The organism is Azohydromonas aeria (assembly GCF_009760915.1).
Classification (GTDB): domain Bacteria; phylum Pseudomonadota; class Gammaproteobacteria; order Burkholderiales; family Burkholderiaceae_C; genus Azohydromonas; species Azohydromonas aeria.
Genome location: NZ_VIDQ01000034.1, coordinates 31538 through 46349, shown reverse-complemented (window position 1 = coordinate 46349; position 14812 = coordinate 31538). Strand labels below are relative to the sequence as shown.

Sequence of the window (14812 nt, the reverse complement as noted above, 5' to 3'; positions counted from 1 at the left end):
CAGCGGCTGCAGGGCTGGAAAGCATGAACCGCTGGGCGCCGGCAGCCTTGACCGGCATCAACTGCGGCGCTGCTCGTGCGCCGAAGCGGCCACTGCCGCGGGCACCGTGCCGCGCGGCAGGCGCGGGCGACCCGCTTCAGGGCTGCGGCCTGGCCGGCGCCGGCCCCGGGGCTGCCGGCGCGGCCGGCTCGACCGACTGGTGGTGGTGCACGATCAACCACCCCTGCGGCTCCCGCTTGTAGACGAAGCTGACCCTGGCCCGGGTCGAGACTTCCCGGCCGTCCAGCAGCTCCTGATCGATGCGAACCTCCGCCGACCGGACGACCACTTCTCCATAGGCCTGCACCTGCTGGTTCGACGGCGTGATGTTTCGCGACCGCGAGCTGGATAGGGCGCGCTGGTAGTAGGCACGGATCGCGTCGCGCCCGGTCAGGCGCGGAAGCGGCAACAGCGGAATGAATGTCGCGTCCGCAGAGAACAGCGCAGCGATCCGGTCCGCGTCGCCGTTGCGGTAGGCCTCGATGTAGAGCTGGGGAAGCTGGTCTGCCGAGGTCGCTTGCGCAAAGGCCGACGTGGCCAGGCAGCAAGCCGCAAGGAAGGTTGCCGAAAGCTTCATGTTCTCTCTCCGTTGGCCAAACTGATCGGGCAGACGACGGCTCCACTTTGTGGCCCCTGCTCAAGGCATGACGGACGACCTGCCACGACGCGTACCGTGAGCTCGAAGCTTTGCGCGACCGTACCCGGCTGCCAGTGCTGCTGCAGCTCCAATCGCAGCTGCACCTTGCCAGGCTCGCGCGATTGGAAACAGCACAGGTGCGGCCCTGCGGCACCCGGCTGCAATGCCTGAGCCGGCTCGAACGTTCCTCCTGCCAGTTCAACCACCGGGCTGCCCACGGATCGCAGCAGCCAGGCATGGCCTGTTGACGGGCTTCCTGGAAGTTGCAAAAGCAACTCTCGTCATGGATCCCGCGCCGACGACCTGATTCGCTTCGGGCAAAGCGGCTTTCGCACGAGCTTGGTACATGGATCTGTCCTGTCGTCATTGAACAAGGTGCCCATCGACGAAGCCGGATACTGCCCGGCGCAGGCGGCTCCACCAGATCAACCAGGACGCCTGCGCGCTCAAGGTGCTTAGGCGGGACATTGAGCCTTCGTCGCACCCGCATGGTTGTGGAAAAGTGCTGCCACGCGTTTGCGAATGCGCAAGTTTGCCGCCTCGGCACTTGCCCCTGGGACATCGGCATCCTGCGAATACCGGTCGGCCAGAAGATGATGCAAGGACCCTGCCTCCGCAGAGCGGCCGGCAACAGGGACTGAAAGCCTGCCGACGGCCGCATGGCAAGAAGGCCCATTCGCAGGGTCGCGGACAGCGACCTGATTTCCGTCAATCGCCGGTCGAGCCCGCGATGCACATTGATGCCCGGTGGGATGCCTTGCCAAGGACGTCCCGCTGTCGGCGCTGACGCCTCCTCGTTGAGTGAACCGTCGACAGCCTCCGGTGCACCTGCGGCAGGCCATCGGCCGCAGGTGCCCGCCGCTGATGCATGCGATGGCTCCCCCCACTGCAGGAGGTATCCATGAATGGAATGCCGATGTGCCAGGCCCGATCGGACAGGAAGCCCAGCCGACGCATCCCCTTTCATCCGCGGCACAGCGGCACTCGTGCCGCGGTGATGGCGGGTTTCCTGTCTTGCGGCACGGCGCTGGCCGCTCCTTTTGCCTACGTCCCCAACACGGAGGACCACACCGTCTCCATACTCGACACCGCCACCAACGAGTTCCTTGCCACCATCGGCACGGGATTCAGTCCCTTCGGTGTGGCGGCGTCGCAAGACAGCGCGCGAGCCTACGTCTCCGTCGCGAACAGCGGCCATGTCGCCGTCGTCTCCGCTGCCAGCAAGTCGGTCATTGCAACCATTCCCGTGGCCTTGCCCTCCGGGCTGGCATTGACGCCAAACGGTCGCCGGCTCTACGTGGGCAGCGTGTCCGGCGGCAATGTGGCCGTCATCTCGACCGTCACCCATCAAGTCGTTGCCACCATCCGCGCGGGCGCCTCGCCCAGCGGCGTGGCGGCATCGCCCGATGGCAGCCGCATCTACGTCGCGAACTGGGGCAGCAACAACGTCCTGGTCATTTCCACAGACACGAATGCCGTCATCGCCGACATCCCGGTAGGCGTGTCGCCCTACGGAGTCGCGGTTTCACCGGATGGCACCCATGTCTACGTGGCCAATCTCGGCAGGGGGGACCTCAGCACGGTTTCGGTGATCTCCGCGGCCTCCAACACCGTGGTTGCCGACATCCCGGCCCGTGCGCCCTTCGGCGTGGCCGTCACACCGGATGGCAAGCGCGTCTACGTCACGGAAATCGCCGGCTCCAGCGTCGCGGTCATCGACACCGCCACCAACGCCGTGATCGCCACGGTCCCGGTAGGGCTTGTCCCTTACGGGCTGTCCGTGACGCCGGACGGAAAGCGCGTGTACGTCGCCAACCGCAACAGCAACAGCCTCTCGGTGATTGCCACGGCAACCAACGAGGTTGTCGCGACGCTGCCGACAGGACGCGAACCCAACGCATTCGGCCAGTTCATCGGCCCTGCCCGGTTCCATTTCACAGGCTTCTTCGAGCCGGTGCTCAATCCGCCGGCCTTGAACGCCCGTCGCGCCGGGGCGGCCGTGCCGCTCAGGTTCCGGCTTCACACCGGCCTGGGGCTCAACGTCATCGCCGCGGGCTACCCGAACTCACGTCACATTGCGTGCCCTGGTCGTGAGGAAGGGGCCACCGCCAACAACAGCAGCGACACCGAACACCGCCATCGCAGCCCCTTGAACCTGGATCCCGACAGCGGCACCTACACCTATGTCTGGAAGACCGAGAAAGCGTGGGCGGGCACGTGCCGGCTGCTCACGCTGCGCTTGACGGACGGCTCCATCCACAAGGCCTTGTTCCAGTTCAGGTAGCGAAGCCATGACGGTTCATGGCAGGGAGGGGCTGCCAATCGGTCCATCGGCCAATTGGCATGGCCACGCACGGAGCGGCTCTTCATGCCACGGCCGAACCGTTGCGGCCGGCACAGCGCCCTGCCCGGCCGTGTGCATTCAAATTCGGCCACCGAGGCGGCCCGTGCCGCATCGGTGCGCCAGCCTGAGGGCTCCGTGACGAGCATTTGGCTGGCTTGCTGCCCTCACACCGAACCGGTCCTGAAGGTCCAGGCTCGATGCGCCCAATAGTTCCACATCAACACCATGGCCGTGCTGCCTGCCTGTGCGGCAAGGACTGGCAAGGCGAACAGCCTCAGGAGCAATGAAAGTGCAAGGCCATTGAGCAGCAATCCGCCCAGTGAAACCATCAAGAACCTGGGAAACACTGCCGCATGACGTTGACGACTGAGGAACGTCAGGCTTCTGTTCATCGCATAGTTTAGGAACAGGCTGGCCAAAAAGCCCACGCTCGAAGCCAACGTGGGCGGAAAATCCCAAATCATCATCAAGGCCAGCAGCACGGCATATTGCAGCCCTGTCGCAATTCCGCCAACCAGAACGAATATCAAGAATTGCTTGTGCACGGGCTGTCTCGGCCGAGGGATGGGAGCAGATCGCGGTACCGTGCGCGCCTGGCCGGCTACTTGACGGCGACTGCATTGCAGCGGCCCGTATGGGCAATCACCTCGAAGGCTTGGGATGGCGAAAGACTGAACCTGGCGTCACAAGTCGCCAGCACGTCGCCGGTTGACAACGATGCCGGCAAAGCATGCACGATCTGTACCGATGCACCTGTGCGCCACCCGATATACATCTGATAAAAGCGAAGCACGGGATTGTAGTGCGCATTCATGACTGGCCCTGCGTCAGCGCGACCGCCATCGACGACCGTGATGCGGTCGTGTCCTGCGTAGACCAAATCCTTCAAGAAGGGACCATAAGCACTTTCGTATCCATCCCGATAATTCACAAGCCGAACATGACGGTCGGCTACCGCCAGTCCAAAGACTCCTGCCAGGAGGAGAGCCAGCAATGCAGGCGCTGCGCGGCCCAGCGCCTGCCAGCGCCGATGGAGGTTGTGCTTCAGCCACTTGATGATCGACTCGATGGAAACTGCTGCCGCCACGGCCAGCCAGGGGTAGACCGGCGCGATGTACCAGTAATAGCGGGTGCGCGATGAACTGACCACCAGCAGGAACGTGAAAGACACCACCAGCGCATAGGAAAGGAGCAGCCTGCGCCGAGGCGTCGCGAGATACCACCCGATCGGCAGTACGAAGACAAGCAAGATTCCCAGCGCGAAATGGCGATGTACCGTCACCACCTGGAACAGATACATGAAGCCTTGACGTGTCGCTTCCGACTGTGGGTCAAGGTCAGCCACGTAGCGGCCAAACTCATTCCGCAGCACGGCCTCAAGATAGCCGGGGGAACTCAGCTCCCGAAATACATAAAAGGATGTCAACAGCACCGAGAATATCAGCGCAGCCTTCAGCGAAGACGGCCACACCCACAAGCGATGCCAACGCCGTGTCAGCATGGCATGAACCACCACGCCGGCCACCGGCATCAGTCCTCCGACGCCCTTGGTCATCACTGCCAGCGCCAGGCACAGCCCGGTTGCTTCGAAGACAAAAGCCCTGGACTTCGAACCGTGCAGCAACCGGAACAGCAGCCCGCAATATGCCGTTGCGAGCAATACCAGCAAGGCGTCATAGTCGCCGGTGCGTGCCACGTGCGTGCCATAAAATCCCCGGCTGCTCAGCAGCAGCAAGGCGGCCGCAGCGGCCGTGACGGGTGAGCGCGTGAAACGGTACGTGAAGTAGAAAATCAGGGCAACCGTTGCCAGGGCGGCCAATGCCGAGGGCAGCCGCAGCCCGACTTCCGGCTGTGAAGCGTGGCTGATGGACAAGGCCATGAGCCAGATTTGCAGAGGCGGCTTCGTGTTCCACAAGTCAGGCTCGAAACCAAAAGTGGTCACCAGGCTCGGACCATTCAAGGCCATTTCAAGCGCATTGACGGCCAGCCGGGACTCGTCCCACATGAGAACGGGAAAGCGGGACAGGTCAGAAAACAGGAATGCAAGAGCCGTCACCAGCACCAAGCCGGTCCAAGCCAGCAAACTGCGGAATTTTCCTGCCTTGGACCACCCCGTTTGCGTGATCTTCGGAAATTCGATGGAGCCCGGCTCCACCGGCATGTCCATTTCATGCGATTCCTTCATGGCCAATTTTCCCCAGTGCCGCTCAGGAAATCAGGGTTTCGACTGTCTCGTCCGCCATGTGGCGGGCAGCAGCTCTAGAGTCCAGGCAAGCCGTGGTTTTCTCTATCACGAATCGTGGTCGGCGCTTGGTTTCCATGTAGATTTTGCCGACGTATTCTCCAATCACGCCCAAGCTCAACAACTGCAATCCCCCCAAAAAATAGGAAGGCACTACCGTGGAAGCCCAGCCTGGCAGGGCTTGCGACGTGAACAGCCGGATGATCAATGCCCATAATCCAGCGAGCACGCTGATCGCGGAGATGAACATGCCGGCAATGGCCACCAGGCGGATAGGTTGGATCGACAGCGACGTGATGCCTTGCAGCGACAGCGACACCATTTTCGAGATCGGATATTTTGATGTGCCGGCAAATCGAGCCACGCGTTTATAAGGCACAGTCGCGGTCCTGAATCCCAGGAGCGGAATGATGCCTCGCAAGTACAGGTTGACTTCGCCAAACTGGCGCAACGCCTCCAGTACCGGCCGTGTCATCAGCCTGAAATCGGCATGGTGCGTCACGACCTCGACGCCCATCATCTTCAGCAGGCGGTAGTGCCCGCTCGCCGTTGCCCGCTTGAAAACAGTATCCGTGGACCGGTCGCTGCGAACGCCGAGCACCAGATCAAAACCTTCGGCACAGCGATCGACCATGGTTTCAATGACATTTTCATCGTCCTGCAGGTCAGCGTCTATGGACACCACCGCGTCCGCTGAAACACCGAGCAGGCCGGCCATCAATGCATTCTGGTGACCGCTGTTGCGCGCCAGCTTGATGCCGCGTATTTCTGCGTGCTGAGCAGCCAGCTGCTCAATGATTTTCCACGTTCGATCCGTACTGCCATCATCGACAAAACACACGAAACTGCTCATCGATATCTTGCAGCTGGCCTGCAAGCGATGGAGCAACCGGACAAGTCTGCGCGATGTCTCAGCAATGACCTCTTCCTCGTTGTAGCAAGGCACGACAATGCCAAGTGTCATCATGCTTCCTCCATGCAGTCATTTGCGCAAACGGGCACCCTGATTCAACGGTACCGAACCCAAACCTCTGCAATGCTCGGAGTTCAAAACGATCGCCACATATCCAGGCAGCCACCCCGGCACCAATACAAACCAAGACACTCCTGAATCAGCCTTGCGTTTCAAGAACCCGTGACGGCGGCAGGTGGCCGGTCGAAGCTCAATTCCCTGATGCGTGGAGACCCCATCATGCACCCGCGCCACAGGGTCGATGTTGCGACAATCGAATACTGCCGCCGGATTTCGTCAAGCCCTGGGAATGCAGTTGAAACCGAAGGTCGTTTCGGCTCGCCAGCTGCAACGGAAAATCCAGATTTTCTTGTGGGCCAACTGCGCTCGCAGCATCACTTTTGCGTTGAGAGCCACTTTTGCGAAAAATCAAATGCGAAGCGTGAATTTGAATCCAGGAGTTACTCGAGTTGCTCCGGCGACCCGCCCACCGCCCCGTTGACGTGTCGAATGTGCCGAGAATCAGCCGCGCGAGCGGCTGCGCGGCAGGTCTTCACCAGGTGGGCGCATGCCCGGCACGGCGGCGAGCTTGGCATGCGCCTGCGGCAAGGGTCGCAACACAGCGGCCGGGTCTGGTCATCAGCACGCACACACTTGGTCTATGGCTGCTGACGGTGCTGTCGCCATAGCCCAGACCCGAGTGGCGCCGGCGCGGGCTGTACCAGCCCTCGATGCAGCTGAAAGGCGCCGTGCGTGCCTCGGACCTGCTCTGGAAGCTGCCCCGCGCGCTGGCTGTGCCTGCGGCGCGCGCTTGGTCAGGCCGCCGCGGCCCGCAGGCCGGTGCCTGGCGTTGCCGCCGCGGCCTGCCGCTCCCCGGCGGCGTAGCAGTCGAGCAGGTGCTGCGTGAACGCGCGCAGTTTCGCGCTCGCCTCGCGTGCCGGGCGCATCAGCCACACCGGTACCGTCTTCAACGGCGGGGCGCCTTCGAGCTGGAGCTCGACGAGGCGGCCGCTTGCCAGGTCCTCGGTGATCGCCCAGTCGGGCACGAGGCCGATGCCCAGGCCCTGGCCGACGCACAGCCGCCGGGCGTCGCAGTCGTCGCTCTGGAACACGACGTGTGGCGGGTGCGGCCACTCGGGGCTCGCGATTTCGCGCCAGCCGCGCGCGCTGGTGCTGTGTTGACGGTCGACGAGCCGATGGCTGGCAAGCTCGTCGAAGCGCGTCGGCGTGCCGTGGCGCGCCAGGTAGGCCGGCGATGCACACACGACGTAGCGCTGGCTGCCGATGCGCTGGCCGACGAGCCGGCTGTCGGGCTGCGCGCCGATGCGGATCACCGCGTCGACGCGATCGAGCACCGGATCGACAGGCCGCTCGGTCAGCTCCAGCTCGACGCGCAGCGCCGGGTGCCGCGCGACCAGCGTCGCGAGGTGCGGCACGACGTGGCGGCGGCCGAAGGCCGGCGCACAGCTCACGCGCAGCAGGCCCTCGACGCCGCGGTCGAGCGAGATGACCTCGCTGCGCGCGTCGGCCACGTCGTCGAGGATCTTCACCGCGCGCTCCAGCAGCAGGCGGCCGGCGTCGGTCAGCTTCAGCGCGCGCGTCGAGCGTACGAAGAGCGTGACCTGCAGGTCGGTCTCCAGCATGTCGATCTGCCGCGCGACCGACGACGCCGCCAGGCCGCGCCGCCGCGCGACCGCCGAGAAGCTCTCTTCGCGCGCAACGTCCACAAACACGGCCAATGCTTCTGCGAACCGGATCGACTCCATCTGTGCACTCCCCGCAAAGCCGTTTCGCGCCCGCGCTGGCTGATCCCGCAGCCTGCACTGCCTAGCATCCGGCCATCAACAGCAGACGACCGGAGACCGCGATGATTCTGCCCCGCACCGCCTTCCACAAGCTGGACCGACGCCGCTTCGGCACCGCCGGGCTCGCGCTCGCCGTGTTGATCGGCACTGCCGCGCCCGCCGCCCGCGCCGAGACCTGGCCATCGCGCCCGTTGCAGATCGTCGTGCCGTTTGCAGCCGGCGGCACCGTCGACAACGTCGCCCGCGTGCTGCAGGAGCCGCTGCGCGCGCGGCTCGGGCAGCCGGTGATCGTCAACAACCGGCCCGGCGGCGGCGGCACGATCGGCACCAGCGCGGTCGCGAAGGCGGCGGCCGACGGCTACACCGTCGGGCTGGTGTTCGACTCGTTCGCGACCGAGCAGCACATCTACCGCAAGCTGCCCTACGCGGCACGCGACCTCACGGGCATCGCCACGCTGGTGCGCGCGCCGATGGTGCTGGTGGTGCCGGCCTCGTCGCCGTACACGACGCTGGACGCCTTCATCGTGGCGGCCAGGCAGGCCGGCAAGGTGACGTTCGCGTCGGTCGGCGCCGGCAGCTCGAACCACCTCGCGGGCGAGCTGTTCTTCGATGCCGTCGGCGGCAGTGGCGTGCACGTGCCCTTCAAGGGCGGCGGCCCGGCGATCACGGACCTCGTCGGCGGCCACGTCGATTCGATGATCGCGAGCCTGCCGCTCGTGCGGCAGTACCTGGACGGCGGCCAGCTGCGCGCGCTGGCGATCACTTCGCCGCAGCGCCATCCGGCACTGCCCAACGTGCCGGCGGTGGCCGAGCGGGCGAAGGGCTTCGAGATCCACTCCTGGGTCGGCATGGTGGCGCCGGCGGCGATGCCGCCCGCGCTGATCGAGCGCCTGGGCGCCGACGTGGCCGCCGCGCTGCGCCAGCCGGCCGTGCAGAAGCAGCTGGAGGCCGCCGGTTTTGAAGTGACCGCCGGCCCGCGCAGCGCGATGGACGCGCTGGTGCGCGGGGAGAGCGAACGCTGGGGAAGGCTGATCCGCGCCCGCAACATCGCGGCCGAGTGACCGGGAGCACACGATGGACAAGCATTACCAGAACCGCCCTTTCACCGTTGACACGCCCGCGCAGCGCGTGGTGTTCGGCGACGGCGCGCTCGCGCGCGTCGGCGACGAGCTCGACGCGCTCGGCCTGCACCGCGTGCTCGTGCTCTGCACGCCGCCGCAACGCACGCTGGCGCAGGCCGTGGCGGACGCCCTCGGCGCGCGCTCGGCCGGCGTGCACGACGGCGCCGTGATGCACGTGCCGGTCGAGACCGCGCGCGCCGGCCACGCCCGCGCGCTGGCCACCGGCGCCGACGGGCTGGTCGCGGTCGGCGGCGGCTCGACCGTCGGCCTCGCCAAGGCGATCGCGCTCGACAGCGGGCTGCCGATCATTGCGATACCGACAACCTACGCCGGCTCGGAAATGACGCCGATCTGGGGCCTGACCGAAGGCGGCATCAAGCGCACCGGGCGCGACGTGCGCGTGCTGCCGCGCAGCGTCATCTACGACCCGGTACTGACGCGCGAGCTGCCGCTCGCGATGGCGATGGCCAGCGGCCTCAACGCGATCGCGCACGCCGCCGAGGCCCTGTACGCGGGCGACGCGAATCCGATGACCGACTGGATGGCGACCGAGGGCCTCGCATCCATCGGCAGCGCGCTGCCGGCGCTGCGCCGCGCGCCGCACGATGCCGAGGCGCGCCGGCAGGCGCTTTACGGCGCGTGGCTCTGCGGCCGCGTGCTCGGCAGCGTCGAGATGGGCCTGCACCACAAGCTGTGCCACACGCTGGGCGGCAGCTTCGACCTGCCGCATGCCGAGGTCCACGCCGTCGTGCTCCCGCACGCGCTGGCCTACAACGCCGCGGCCGCGCCACGCGCGATGGCGCGCATCGCGACGGCTCTGCGCGGCGTGCCGGCCGACGACGCGCCGCAGGCTGTCTACCAGCTCGCGCGCGACGCCGGCGTCCCGGCCTCGCTGGCGTCGCTCGGGCTGCCCGAGGCCGCGCTGGACACCGCCTGCATGCAAGCGCTGCAGCGGCGCTACCCGAACCCGCGGCCGCTCGAAGCCGAGCCGCTGCGCGCGCTGCTGCAGGCAGCCTGGGCAGGCGACGCACCGGGCGCGTGACGGACGAGTGACCGCCAGAACCGATCCTTGAGGAGACGCCGATCTTCGTGGCGCCGGGCCGGCTGGTGTACGCGACGCACCGCGACCGGGTCATGGTGATCGACGCCGACCGCACAAGGCGCGCTGTGGACGGCACCGGCACCGAAGTGGCCGGCAGTACCGTGGTTTCACCCCGGCAGCATCGCGCTGATGCGCTCGGCCACCGCCTGCAGCGCGGGCAGGCAGGTCTTCTGCAGCTCCGTGGCGGACTGGCGCTGTGCCGGGCTGCTGACGTTGATGGCCGCCACCACGCGATCGCTGCGGTCCCGCACCGGCACCGCCAGCGACATCAGCCCCAGCTCCAGCTCTTCGTTGACCAGGGCGAACCCCTGGCGCCGCACCTGTGACAGCTTGCGCAGCAGCGCCTCGGCGTCGGTGGTGGTCCGGGGCGTCAGCGGCTCCAGCGTCATCGCCGCCACGCGTGCCTCGCGCTGCTCCTCCCGCAAGCCCGCCAGCAGCACGCGGCCCATCGAGGTGCAGTGCGCCGGCAGCCGTGAGCCCACGCCGAGGTTGATCGACATGATCTTCTGCATCGGCACGCGCAGCACGTAAACGACCTCCGCGCCATCGAGCACCGCGGCCGAGGTGGAAAGCTTGAGCTGCTGCGTCAGCTCCTCCATCAGCGGCTGCGCCAGGTGCCACCACGGCTGCGCGCTCAGGTACGCGAAGCCCAGCTCCATCACCTTGGGCGTGAGGCGGAACTGCCGCCCTTCCTGCTCCACGTAACCCAGCGTCTGCAGCGTCAGCAGGATGCGCCGTGCGCCCGCGCGCGTCAGGCCCACGCGCTCGGCAGTCTCGGACAAGGTCTGCGCCGGCGCGCCGGCGCCGAAGCTGCGCAGCACCTCCAGCCCGCGTGCGAAGGACTGCACGTAGCTGTCGCTGGGCTTGAGCTCCTCGTCGTCGCGTTCCGGGGACGGGGCCGGTTCGGCACGCTTGGTCGGCATCGGGTTGCTCCTTGAAAGCCACGCAGGACGCGCCGGCATGCCTTGACAGGCTCGCCCGGCATCCATAGTCTGCGCTCTCGTTGTTCGTAATAAGAACCTTTGTTCGCTATTAGAACATATTGGCGATGGGCACTCAAGTCGTCCGCGCCGCCTCGGCACTTATCTGGAGCCCTTTCATGATTGACAAGATCGTGTCCTCACCGCTGGAAGCGCTGGCGGACCTCCGTGACGGCGCCACCGTCATGATCGGCGGCTTCGGCACGGCCGGGCAGCCCCACGAGCTCATCGATGCGCTGATCGACACCGGCGCGCGCGATCTGGTGATCGTCAACAACAACGCCGGCAACGGCGACACGGGGCTGGCGAAGCTGCTGGCGCTCAAGCGGGTGCGCAAGATCATCTGCTCGTTCCCGCGCCAGGCCGACAGCCACCACTTCGATGCGCTCTACCGCGCCGGCGAGATCGAGCTGGAACTGGTGCCGCAAGGCAACCTGGCCGAGCGCATCCGCGCTGCGGGCGCGGGCATCGGCGGCTTCTTCACCCCCACCGGCTACGGCACGGCGCTGGCCGAAGGCAAGGAAACGCGCGAGATCAACGGGCGCCACTACGTATTGGAGTCGCCCCTCCATGCCGACTACGCGCTCATCAAGGCCGAACGGGGCGACCGCTGGGGCAACCTGACATACCGCATGACGGCGCGCAACTTCGGCCCCGTCATGGCCATGGCCGCCCGCACCACCATCGCCACCGTGCACGAAGTCGTCGAGCTGGGCCAGCTGGACCCGGAAGCCGTCGTCACGCCGGGGCTGTTCGTGCAGCGCATCGTGCTGATCGACCGCGTCGCCACCGCCGCCGGCGGTTTCAAGCAAGCCGCCTGACCCGAGGAAACCCACCATGAGCGCACAAGCCGCCCCCACGAAAGCCACCGTCGCGCGCTGGACGCGTGAGCAGATGGCCCAGCGCGTCGCCCGGGACATCCCCGACGGCGCTGTCGTCAACCTGGGCATCGGGCTGCCCACCGCGGTGGCCAACCACCTCGCGGCCGACCAGGAAGTGGTGCTGCATTCCGAGAACGGCGTCATCGGCATGGGCTCCGCGCCGGCCGCGGGCGAGGAGGACTTCGATCTGATCAACGCCGGCAAGCAGCCCGTGACGCTGCTGCCGGGCGGCTGCTTCTTCCACCACGCCGACAGCTTCGCCATGATGCGCGGCGGCCACCTGGACATCTGCGTGCTGGGCGCCTTCCAGGTCTCGGCGCGCGGGGACCTGGCCAACTGGCACACCGGCGCGCCGGACGCCATTCCGGCCGTGGGTGGCGCGATGGACCTGGCCATCGGCGCGAAGAAGACCTTCGTGATGATGGAGTACCTGACCAGGGATGGGCAGGCCAAGCTCGTGCCCGAATGCAGCTACCCCGTGACGGGCCTGGGCTGCGTCACCCGCCTCTACACCGACCTGGCCGTGATTGAGCTGGCGCATGGGCAGGCACGCGTCATCGACCTGGCACCCGGCCTCGGCCTGCACGAATTGCAGGCGCTCACGCCCGGCGTCACCCTCGCGCAGGGTTGAGCCCACCCCTTCAAGGAGAACCCATGAGCACCCACGCCTACATCTGTGACGCGCTGCGCACGCCCTTCGGCCGCTACGGCGGCAGCCTCTCCTCCGTGCGCGCCGACGACCTGGGCGCCGTGCCGCTCAGGGCACTGGCCGAGCGCCATCCCAACCTCGACTGGGAAGCCTTCAGCGACGTGATCTACGGCTGCGCCAACCAGGCCGGCGAGGACAACCGCAACGTCGCGCGCATGTCGCTGCTGCTGGCCGGCCTGCCGGTGAGCCTGCCCGGCAGCACCGTCAACCGCCTGTGCGGCTCGGGCATGGACGCCATCGGCACGGCAGCGCGCGCCATCAGGTGCGGCGAAGCCGGGTTGATGATCGCCGGCGGCGTGGAGAGCATGAGCCGCGCGCCCTTTGTCATGCCCAAGGCCACGAGTGCCTTCAGCCGCGACAACGCGGTGTACGACACCACCATCGGCTGGCGCTTCGTCAACCGGCTCATGAGGGAGCGCTACGGCGTGGACTCCATGCCCGAGACGGCAGAGAACGTGGCGCAGCAGTTCGGCATCGGCCGCGAGGACCAGGACCGCATGGCGCTGGCTTCCCAGCTGAAGGCCGTCGCGGCACAGGAGTCGGGATTCCTTGACGCCGAGATCGTGCCCGTCACCGTGCCCCAGAAGAAGGGCGAGGCGCTGGTCGTCGCGAAGGACGAGCATCCGCGCCAAACCAGCCTGGAGGCGCTGGCCAGGCTCAAGGGCGTGGTGCGGCCGGACGGCAGCGTCACCGCCGGCAATGCCTCGGGCGTCAATGACGGTGCTTGTGCACTCATCCTCGCCAGCGAAAGCGCAGCGGCCCGCCACGGGCTGACACCGCGCGCGCGCGTCGTGGGCATGGCCACCGCCGGCGTGGAGCCGCGCATCATGGGCATCGGCCCGGCGCCGGCCACGCGCAAGGTGCTTGCGCTCACCGGCCTGGACCTGGAGCAGATGGACGTGATCGAGCTCAACGAGGCGTTCGCGGCGCAGGGCCTGGCTGTCCTGCGCCAGCTGGGCCTGCGCGACGACGACCCGCGCGTGAACCCCAACGGTGGCGCCATCGCGCTGGGCCATCCGCTGGGCGCCAGCGGCGCGCGGCTGGTGACCACGGCCGTCAACCAGCTGCAGCGCACGGGCGGACGCTATGCGCTGTGCACCATGTGCATCGGTGTGGGCCAGGGCATCGCGCTGATCGTCGAGCGTGTGTGAGCACGGGGGCTTGCATGGACAGCCTGACCCACGGCGCTTCGCGTGACGTCTTCCATGACCGGCACGCGAGAGGCCGAACCAAAACCGGTTGGCTCGACGCGCACCACACCTTCTCGTTTGGCAGCTTCAATGACCCGACCCGCATGGGCTTCCGTGCGCTGAGGGTCATCAACGAGGACGTGATCGCCAGCGGTTCCGGATTTCCGGAGCATGCGCATGACCACTTCGACATCCTGACGTTCATGCTGGCCGGCACGCTGGAACATTCCGACTCTGCAGGCCACCGGGGACTGCTTCATGCCGGCGACGTGCAGCTCATCAGCGCCGGCTCCGGCATCCGTCACGCCGAGCGCAATCCGGCGCTGGACGTGCCGACCCACCTCTTCCAGATCTGGTTGCATGCCGACGCCGACGATGCGCCACCGCGCTACCAGTTGCTGCGAGGCGCCCTGCAGCCCGGATCGCTTCAGCCCCGTCTGGTGGCGGGGCCTGGCGAACACGAGGACGCCCTGCGCCTTCGGGCGCCAGTGCGCATCTGGGCAAGTCGCGCCGAGGCGGGGAGCCCGTGTGCGCACACGCTGGTGCCGGGCCGATTCGGCTGGCTGCAGTTGCTCGAAGGTGTCGTGGAGGTCGACGCGGGGCCGGAGGGCGGGGCGCTGGAGCTGCGTGGCGGCGATGCATTGCAACTGGCCACGGTCCGCCAGCTCACGATCAAGCCCACGACAGCGGCCGCGTGGCTGTGGTTCGACCTGCCCTGAGGCGCTCGCCGTCCCTCGGGCAAGCCGGCGGACGACAAGCCTGCGCCGTGCGTAGGCAACAGGATGCCGGCATGGCCTCCGGTTGGTCTGC

General features: G+C 66.9%; 14 protein-coding genes. 7 read left to right on the top strand and 7 right to left on the bottom strand.

The features are described 5' to 3' along the window. Positions 1-136: 136 nt before the first annotated feature. The gene (locus FJ694_RS19455; RefSeq protein ID WP_157268985.1) at positions 137-616 is read right to left on the bottom strand and encodes a YybH family protein; all 480 of its coding nucleotides are present in this window, start codon (positions 614-616) and stop codon (positions 137-139) included. Further along, on the bottom strand, positions 613-945 hold the full coding sequence (locus FJ694_RS37965) for a protease inhibitor I42 family protein (protein WP_375140236.1): 333 nt from the start codon (positions 943-945) through the stop codon (positions 613-615). Before FJ694_RS37965 ends, FJ694_RS19455 begins: the two co-directional genes overlap by 4 nt. Before the next feature lie 632 nt (positions 946-1577). Between FJ694_RS37965 and FJ694_RS19445 the strand changes: the two genes are divergently transcribed. Beyond that, positions 1578-2960: a PxKF domain-containing protein gene (locus tag FJ694_RS19445; protein WP_198320906.1), complete on the top strand. Its 1383-nt coding sequence runs from the start codon at positions 1578-1580 to the stop codon at positions 2958-2960. Between the two features lie 224 nt (positions 2961-3184). On the opposite strand, the gene FJ694_RS19440 is transcribed toward FJ694_RS19445, so the two are convergent. The 4 genes from FJ694_RS19440 to FJ694_RS19425 form a co-directional block, all read right to left on the bottom strand. After that, a complete protein-coding gene (locus FJ694_RS19440; RefSeq protein ID WP_157268982.1) occupies positions 3185-3565 on the bottom strand; it encodes a GtrA family protein in 381 nt (126 codons plus the stop codon). 56 nt (positions 3566-3621) lie between these two features. Then, entirely contained in the window at positions 3622-5205 is a 1584-nt protein-coding gene (locus tag FJ694_RS19435; protein WP_157268981.1) for an ArnT family glycosyltransferase, read from the bottom strand. 22 nt (positions 5206-5227) lie between these two features. Continuing rightward, positions 5228-6229, bottom strand: coding sequence for a glycosyltransferase family 2 protein (locus FJ694_RS19430; protein WP_157268980.1), 1002 nt, complete (start codon positions 6227-6229; stop codon positions 5228-5230). An 800-nt stretch (positions 6230-7029) separates the two neighbouring features. Next, positions 7030-7980: a LysR family transcriptional regulator gene (locus tag FJ694_RS19425; RefSeq protein WP_157268979.1), complete on the bottom strand. Its 951-nt coding sequence runs from the start codon at positions 7978-7980 to the stop codon at positions 7030-7032. 101 nt (positions 7981-8081) lie between these two features. Between FJ694_RS19425 and FJ694_RS19420 the strand changes: the two genes are divergently transcribed. Beyond that, on the top strand, positions 8082-9080 hold the full coding sequence (locus FJ694_RS19420) for a tripartite tricarboxylate transporter substrate binding protein (protein WP_157268978.1): 999 nt from the start codon (positions 8082-8084) through the stop codon (positions 9078-9080). Positions 9081-9093: 13 nt separating this feature from the next. Further along, positions 9094-10182, top strand: a complete 1089-nt coding sequence (locus tag FJ694_RS19415; RefSeq protein WP_157268977.1) for a maleylacetate reductase — start codon at positions 9094-9096, stop codon at positions 10180-10182. Positions 10183-10349: 167 nt separating this feature from the next. On the opposite strand, the gene FJ694_RS19410 is transcribed toward FJ694_RS19415, so the two are convergent. Next, positions 10350-11165: an IclR family transcriptional regulator domain-containing protein gene (locus FJ694_RS19410; RefSeq protein WP_232540124.1), complete on the bottom strand. Its 816-nt coding sequence runs from the start codon at positions 11163-11165 to the stop codon at positions 10350-10352. Between the two features lie 176 nt (positions 11166-11341). On the opposite strand from FJ694_RS19410, the gene FJ694_RS19405 reads away from it, so the two are divergent. From FJ694_RS19405 to FJ694_RS19390, 4 genes are read left to right on the top strand one after another with little or no spacing between them, the layout of a single operon-like run. After that, positions 11342-12043, top strand: coding sequence for a 3-oxoacid CoA-transferase subunit A (locus FJ694_RS19405; RefSeq protein ID WP_157268975.1), 702 nt, complete (start codon positions 11342-11344; stop codon positions 12041-12043). A gap of 16 nt (positions 12044-12059) precedes the next feature. Further along, complete coding sequence (locus FJ694_RS19400; RefSeq protein ID WP_157268974.1) at positions 12060-12734, top strand: 3-oxoacid CoA-transferase subunit B; 675 nt, start codon at positions 12060-12062, stop codon at positions 12732-12734. Positions 12735-12757: 23 nt separating this feature from the next. Further along, positions 12758-13963, top strand: a complete 1206-nt coding sequence (pcaF, locus tag FJ694_RS19395; protein WP_157268973.1) for a 3-oxoadipyl-CoA thiolase — start codon at positions 12758-12760, stop codon at positions 13961-13963. A gap of 14 nt (positions 13964-13977) precedes the next feature. Continuing rightward, the gene (locus FJ694_RS19390; RefSeq protein ID WP_157268972.1) at positions 13978-14721 is read left to right on the top strand and encodes a pirin family protein; all 744 of its coding nucleotides are present in this window, start codon (positions 13978-13980) and stop codon (positions 14719-14721) included. The last annotated feature ends 91 nt before the right edge of the window (positions 14722-14812 follow it).

What these genes read in the sequence shown, in the direction of transcription:
- FJ694_RS19455 (WP_157268985.1), bottom strand. Translation starts at nt 616, where the DNA reads ATGAAGCTTTCGGCAACCTTCCTTGCGGCTTGCTGCCTGGCCACGTCG.
- FJ694_RS19445 (WP_198320906.1), top strand. Translation starts at nt 1,578, where the DNA reads ATGAATGGAATGCCGATGTGCCAGGCCCGATCGGACAGGAAGCCCAGC.
- FJ694_RS19435 (WP_157268981.1), bottom strand. Translation starts at nt 5,205, where the DNA reads ATGAAGGAATCGCATGAAATGGACATGCCGGTGGAGCCGGGCTCCATC.
- FJ694_RS19430 (WP_157268980.1), bottom strand. Translation starts at nt 6,229, where the DNA reads ATGATGACACTTGGCATTGTCGTGCCTTGCTACAACGAGGAAGAGGTC.
- FJ694_RS19425 (WP_157268979.1), bottom strand. Translation starts at nt 7,980, where the DNA reads ATGGAGTCGATCCGGTTCGCAGAAGCATTGGCCGTGTTTGTGGACGTT.
- FJ694_RS19420 (WP_157268978.1), top strand. Translation starts at nt 8,082, where the DNA reads ATGATTCTGCCCCGCACCGCCTTCCACAAGCTGGACCGACGCCGCTTC.
- FJ694_RS19415 (WP_157268977.1), top strand. Translation starts at nt 9,094, where the DNA reads ATGGACAAGCATTACCAGAACCGCCCTTTCACCGTTGACACGCCCGCG.
- FJ694_RS19410 (WP_232540124.1), bottom strand. Translation starts at nt 11,165, where the DNA reads ATGCCGACCAAGCGTGCCGAACCGGCCCCGTCCCCGGAACGCGACGAC.
- FJ694_RS19405 (WP_157268975.1), top strand. Translation starts at nt 11,342, where the DNA reads ATGATTGACAAGATCGTGTCCTCACCGCTGGAAGCGCTGGCGGACCTC.
- FJ694_RS19400 (WP_157268974.1), top strand. Translation starts at nt 12,060, where the DNA reads ATGAGCGCACAAGCCGCCCCCACGAAAGCCACCGTCGCGCGCTGGACG.
- pcaF (WP_157268973.1), top strand. Translation starts at nt 12,758, where the DNA reads ATGAGCACCCACGCCTACATCTGTGACGCGCTGCGCACGCCCTTCGGC.
- FJ694_RS19390 (WP_157268972.1), top strand. Translation starts at nt 13,978, where the DNA reads ATGGACAGCCTGACCCACGGCGCTTCGCGTGACGTCTTCCATGACCGG.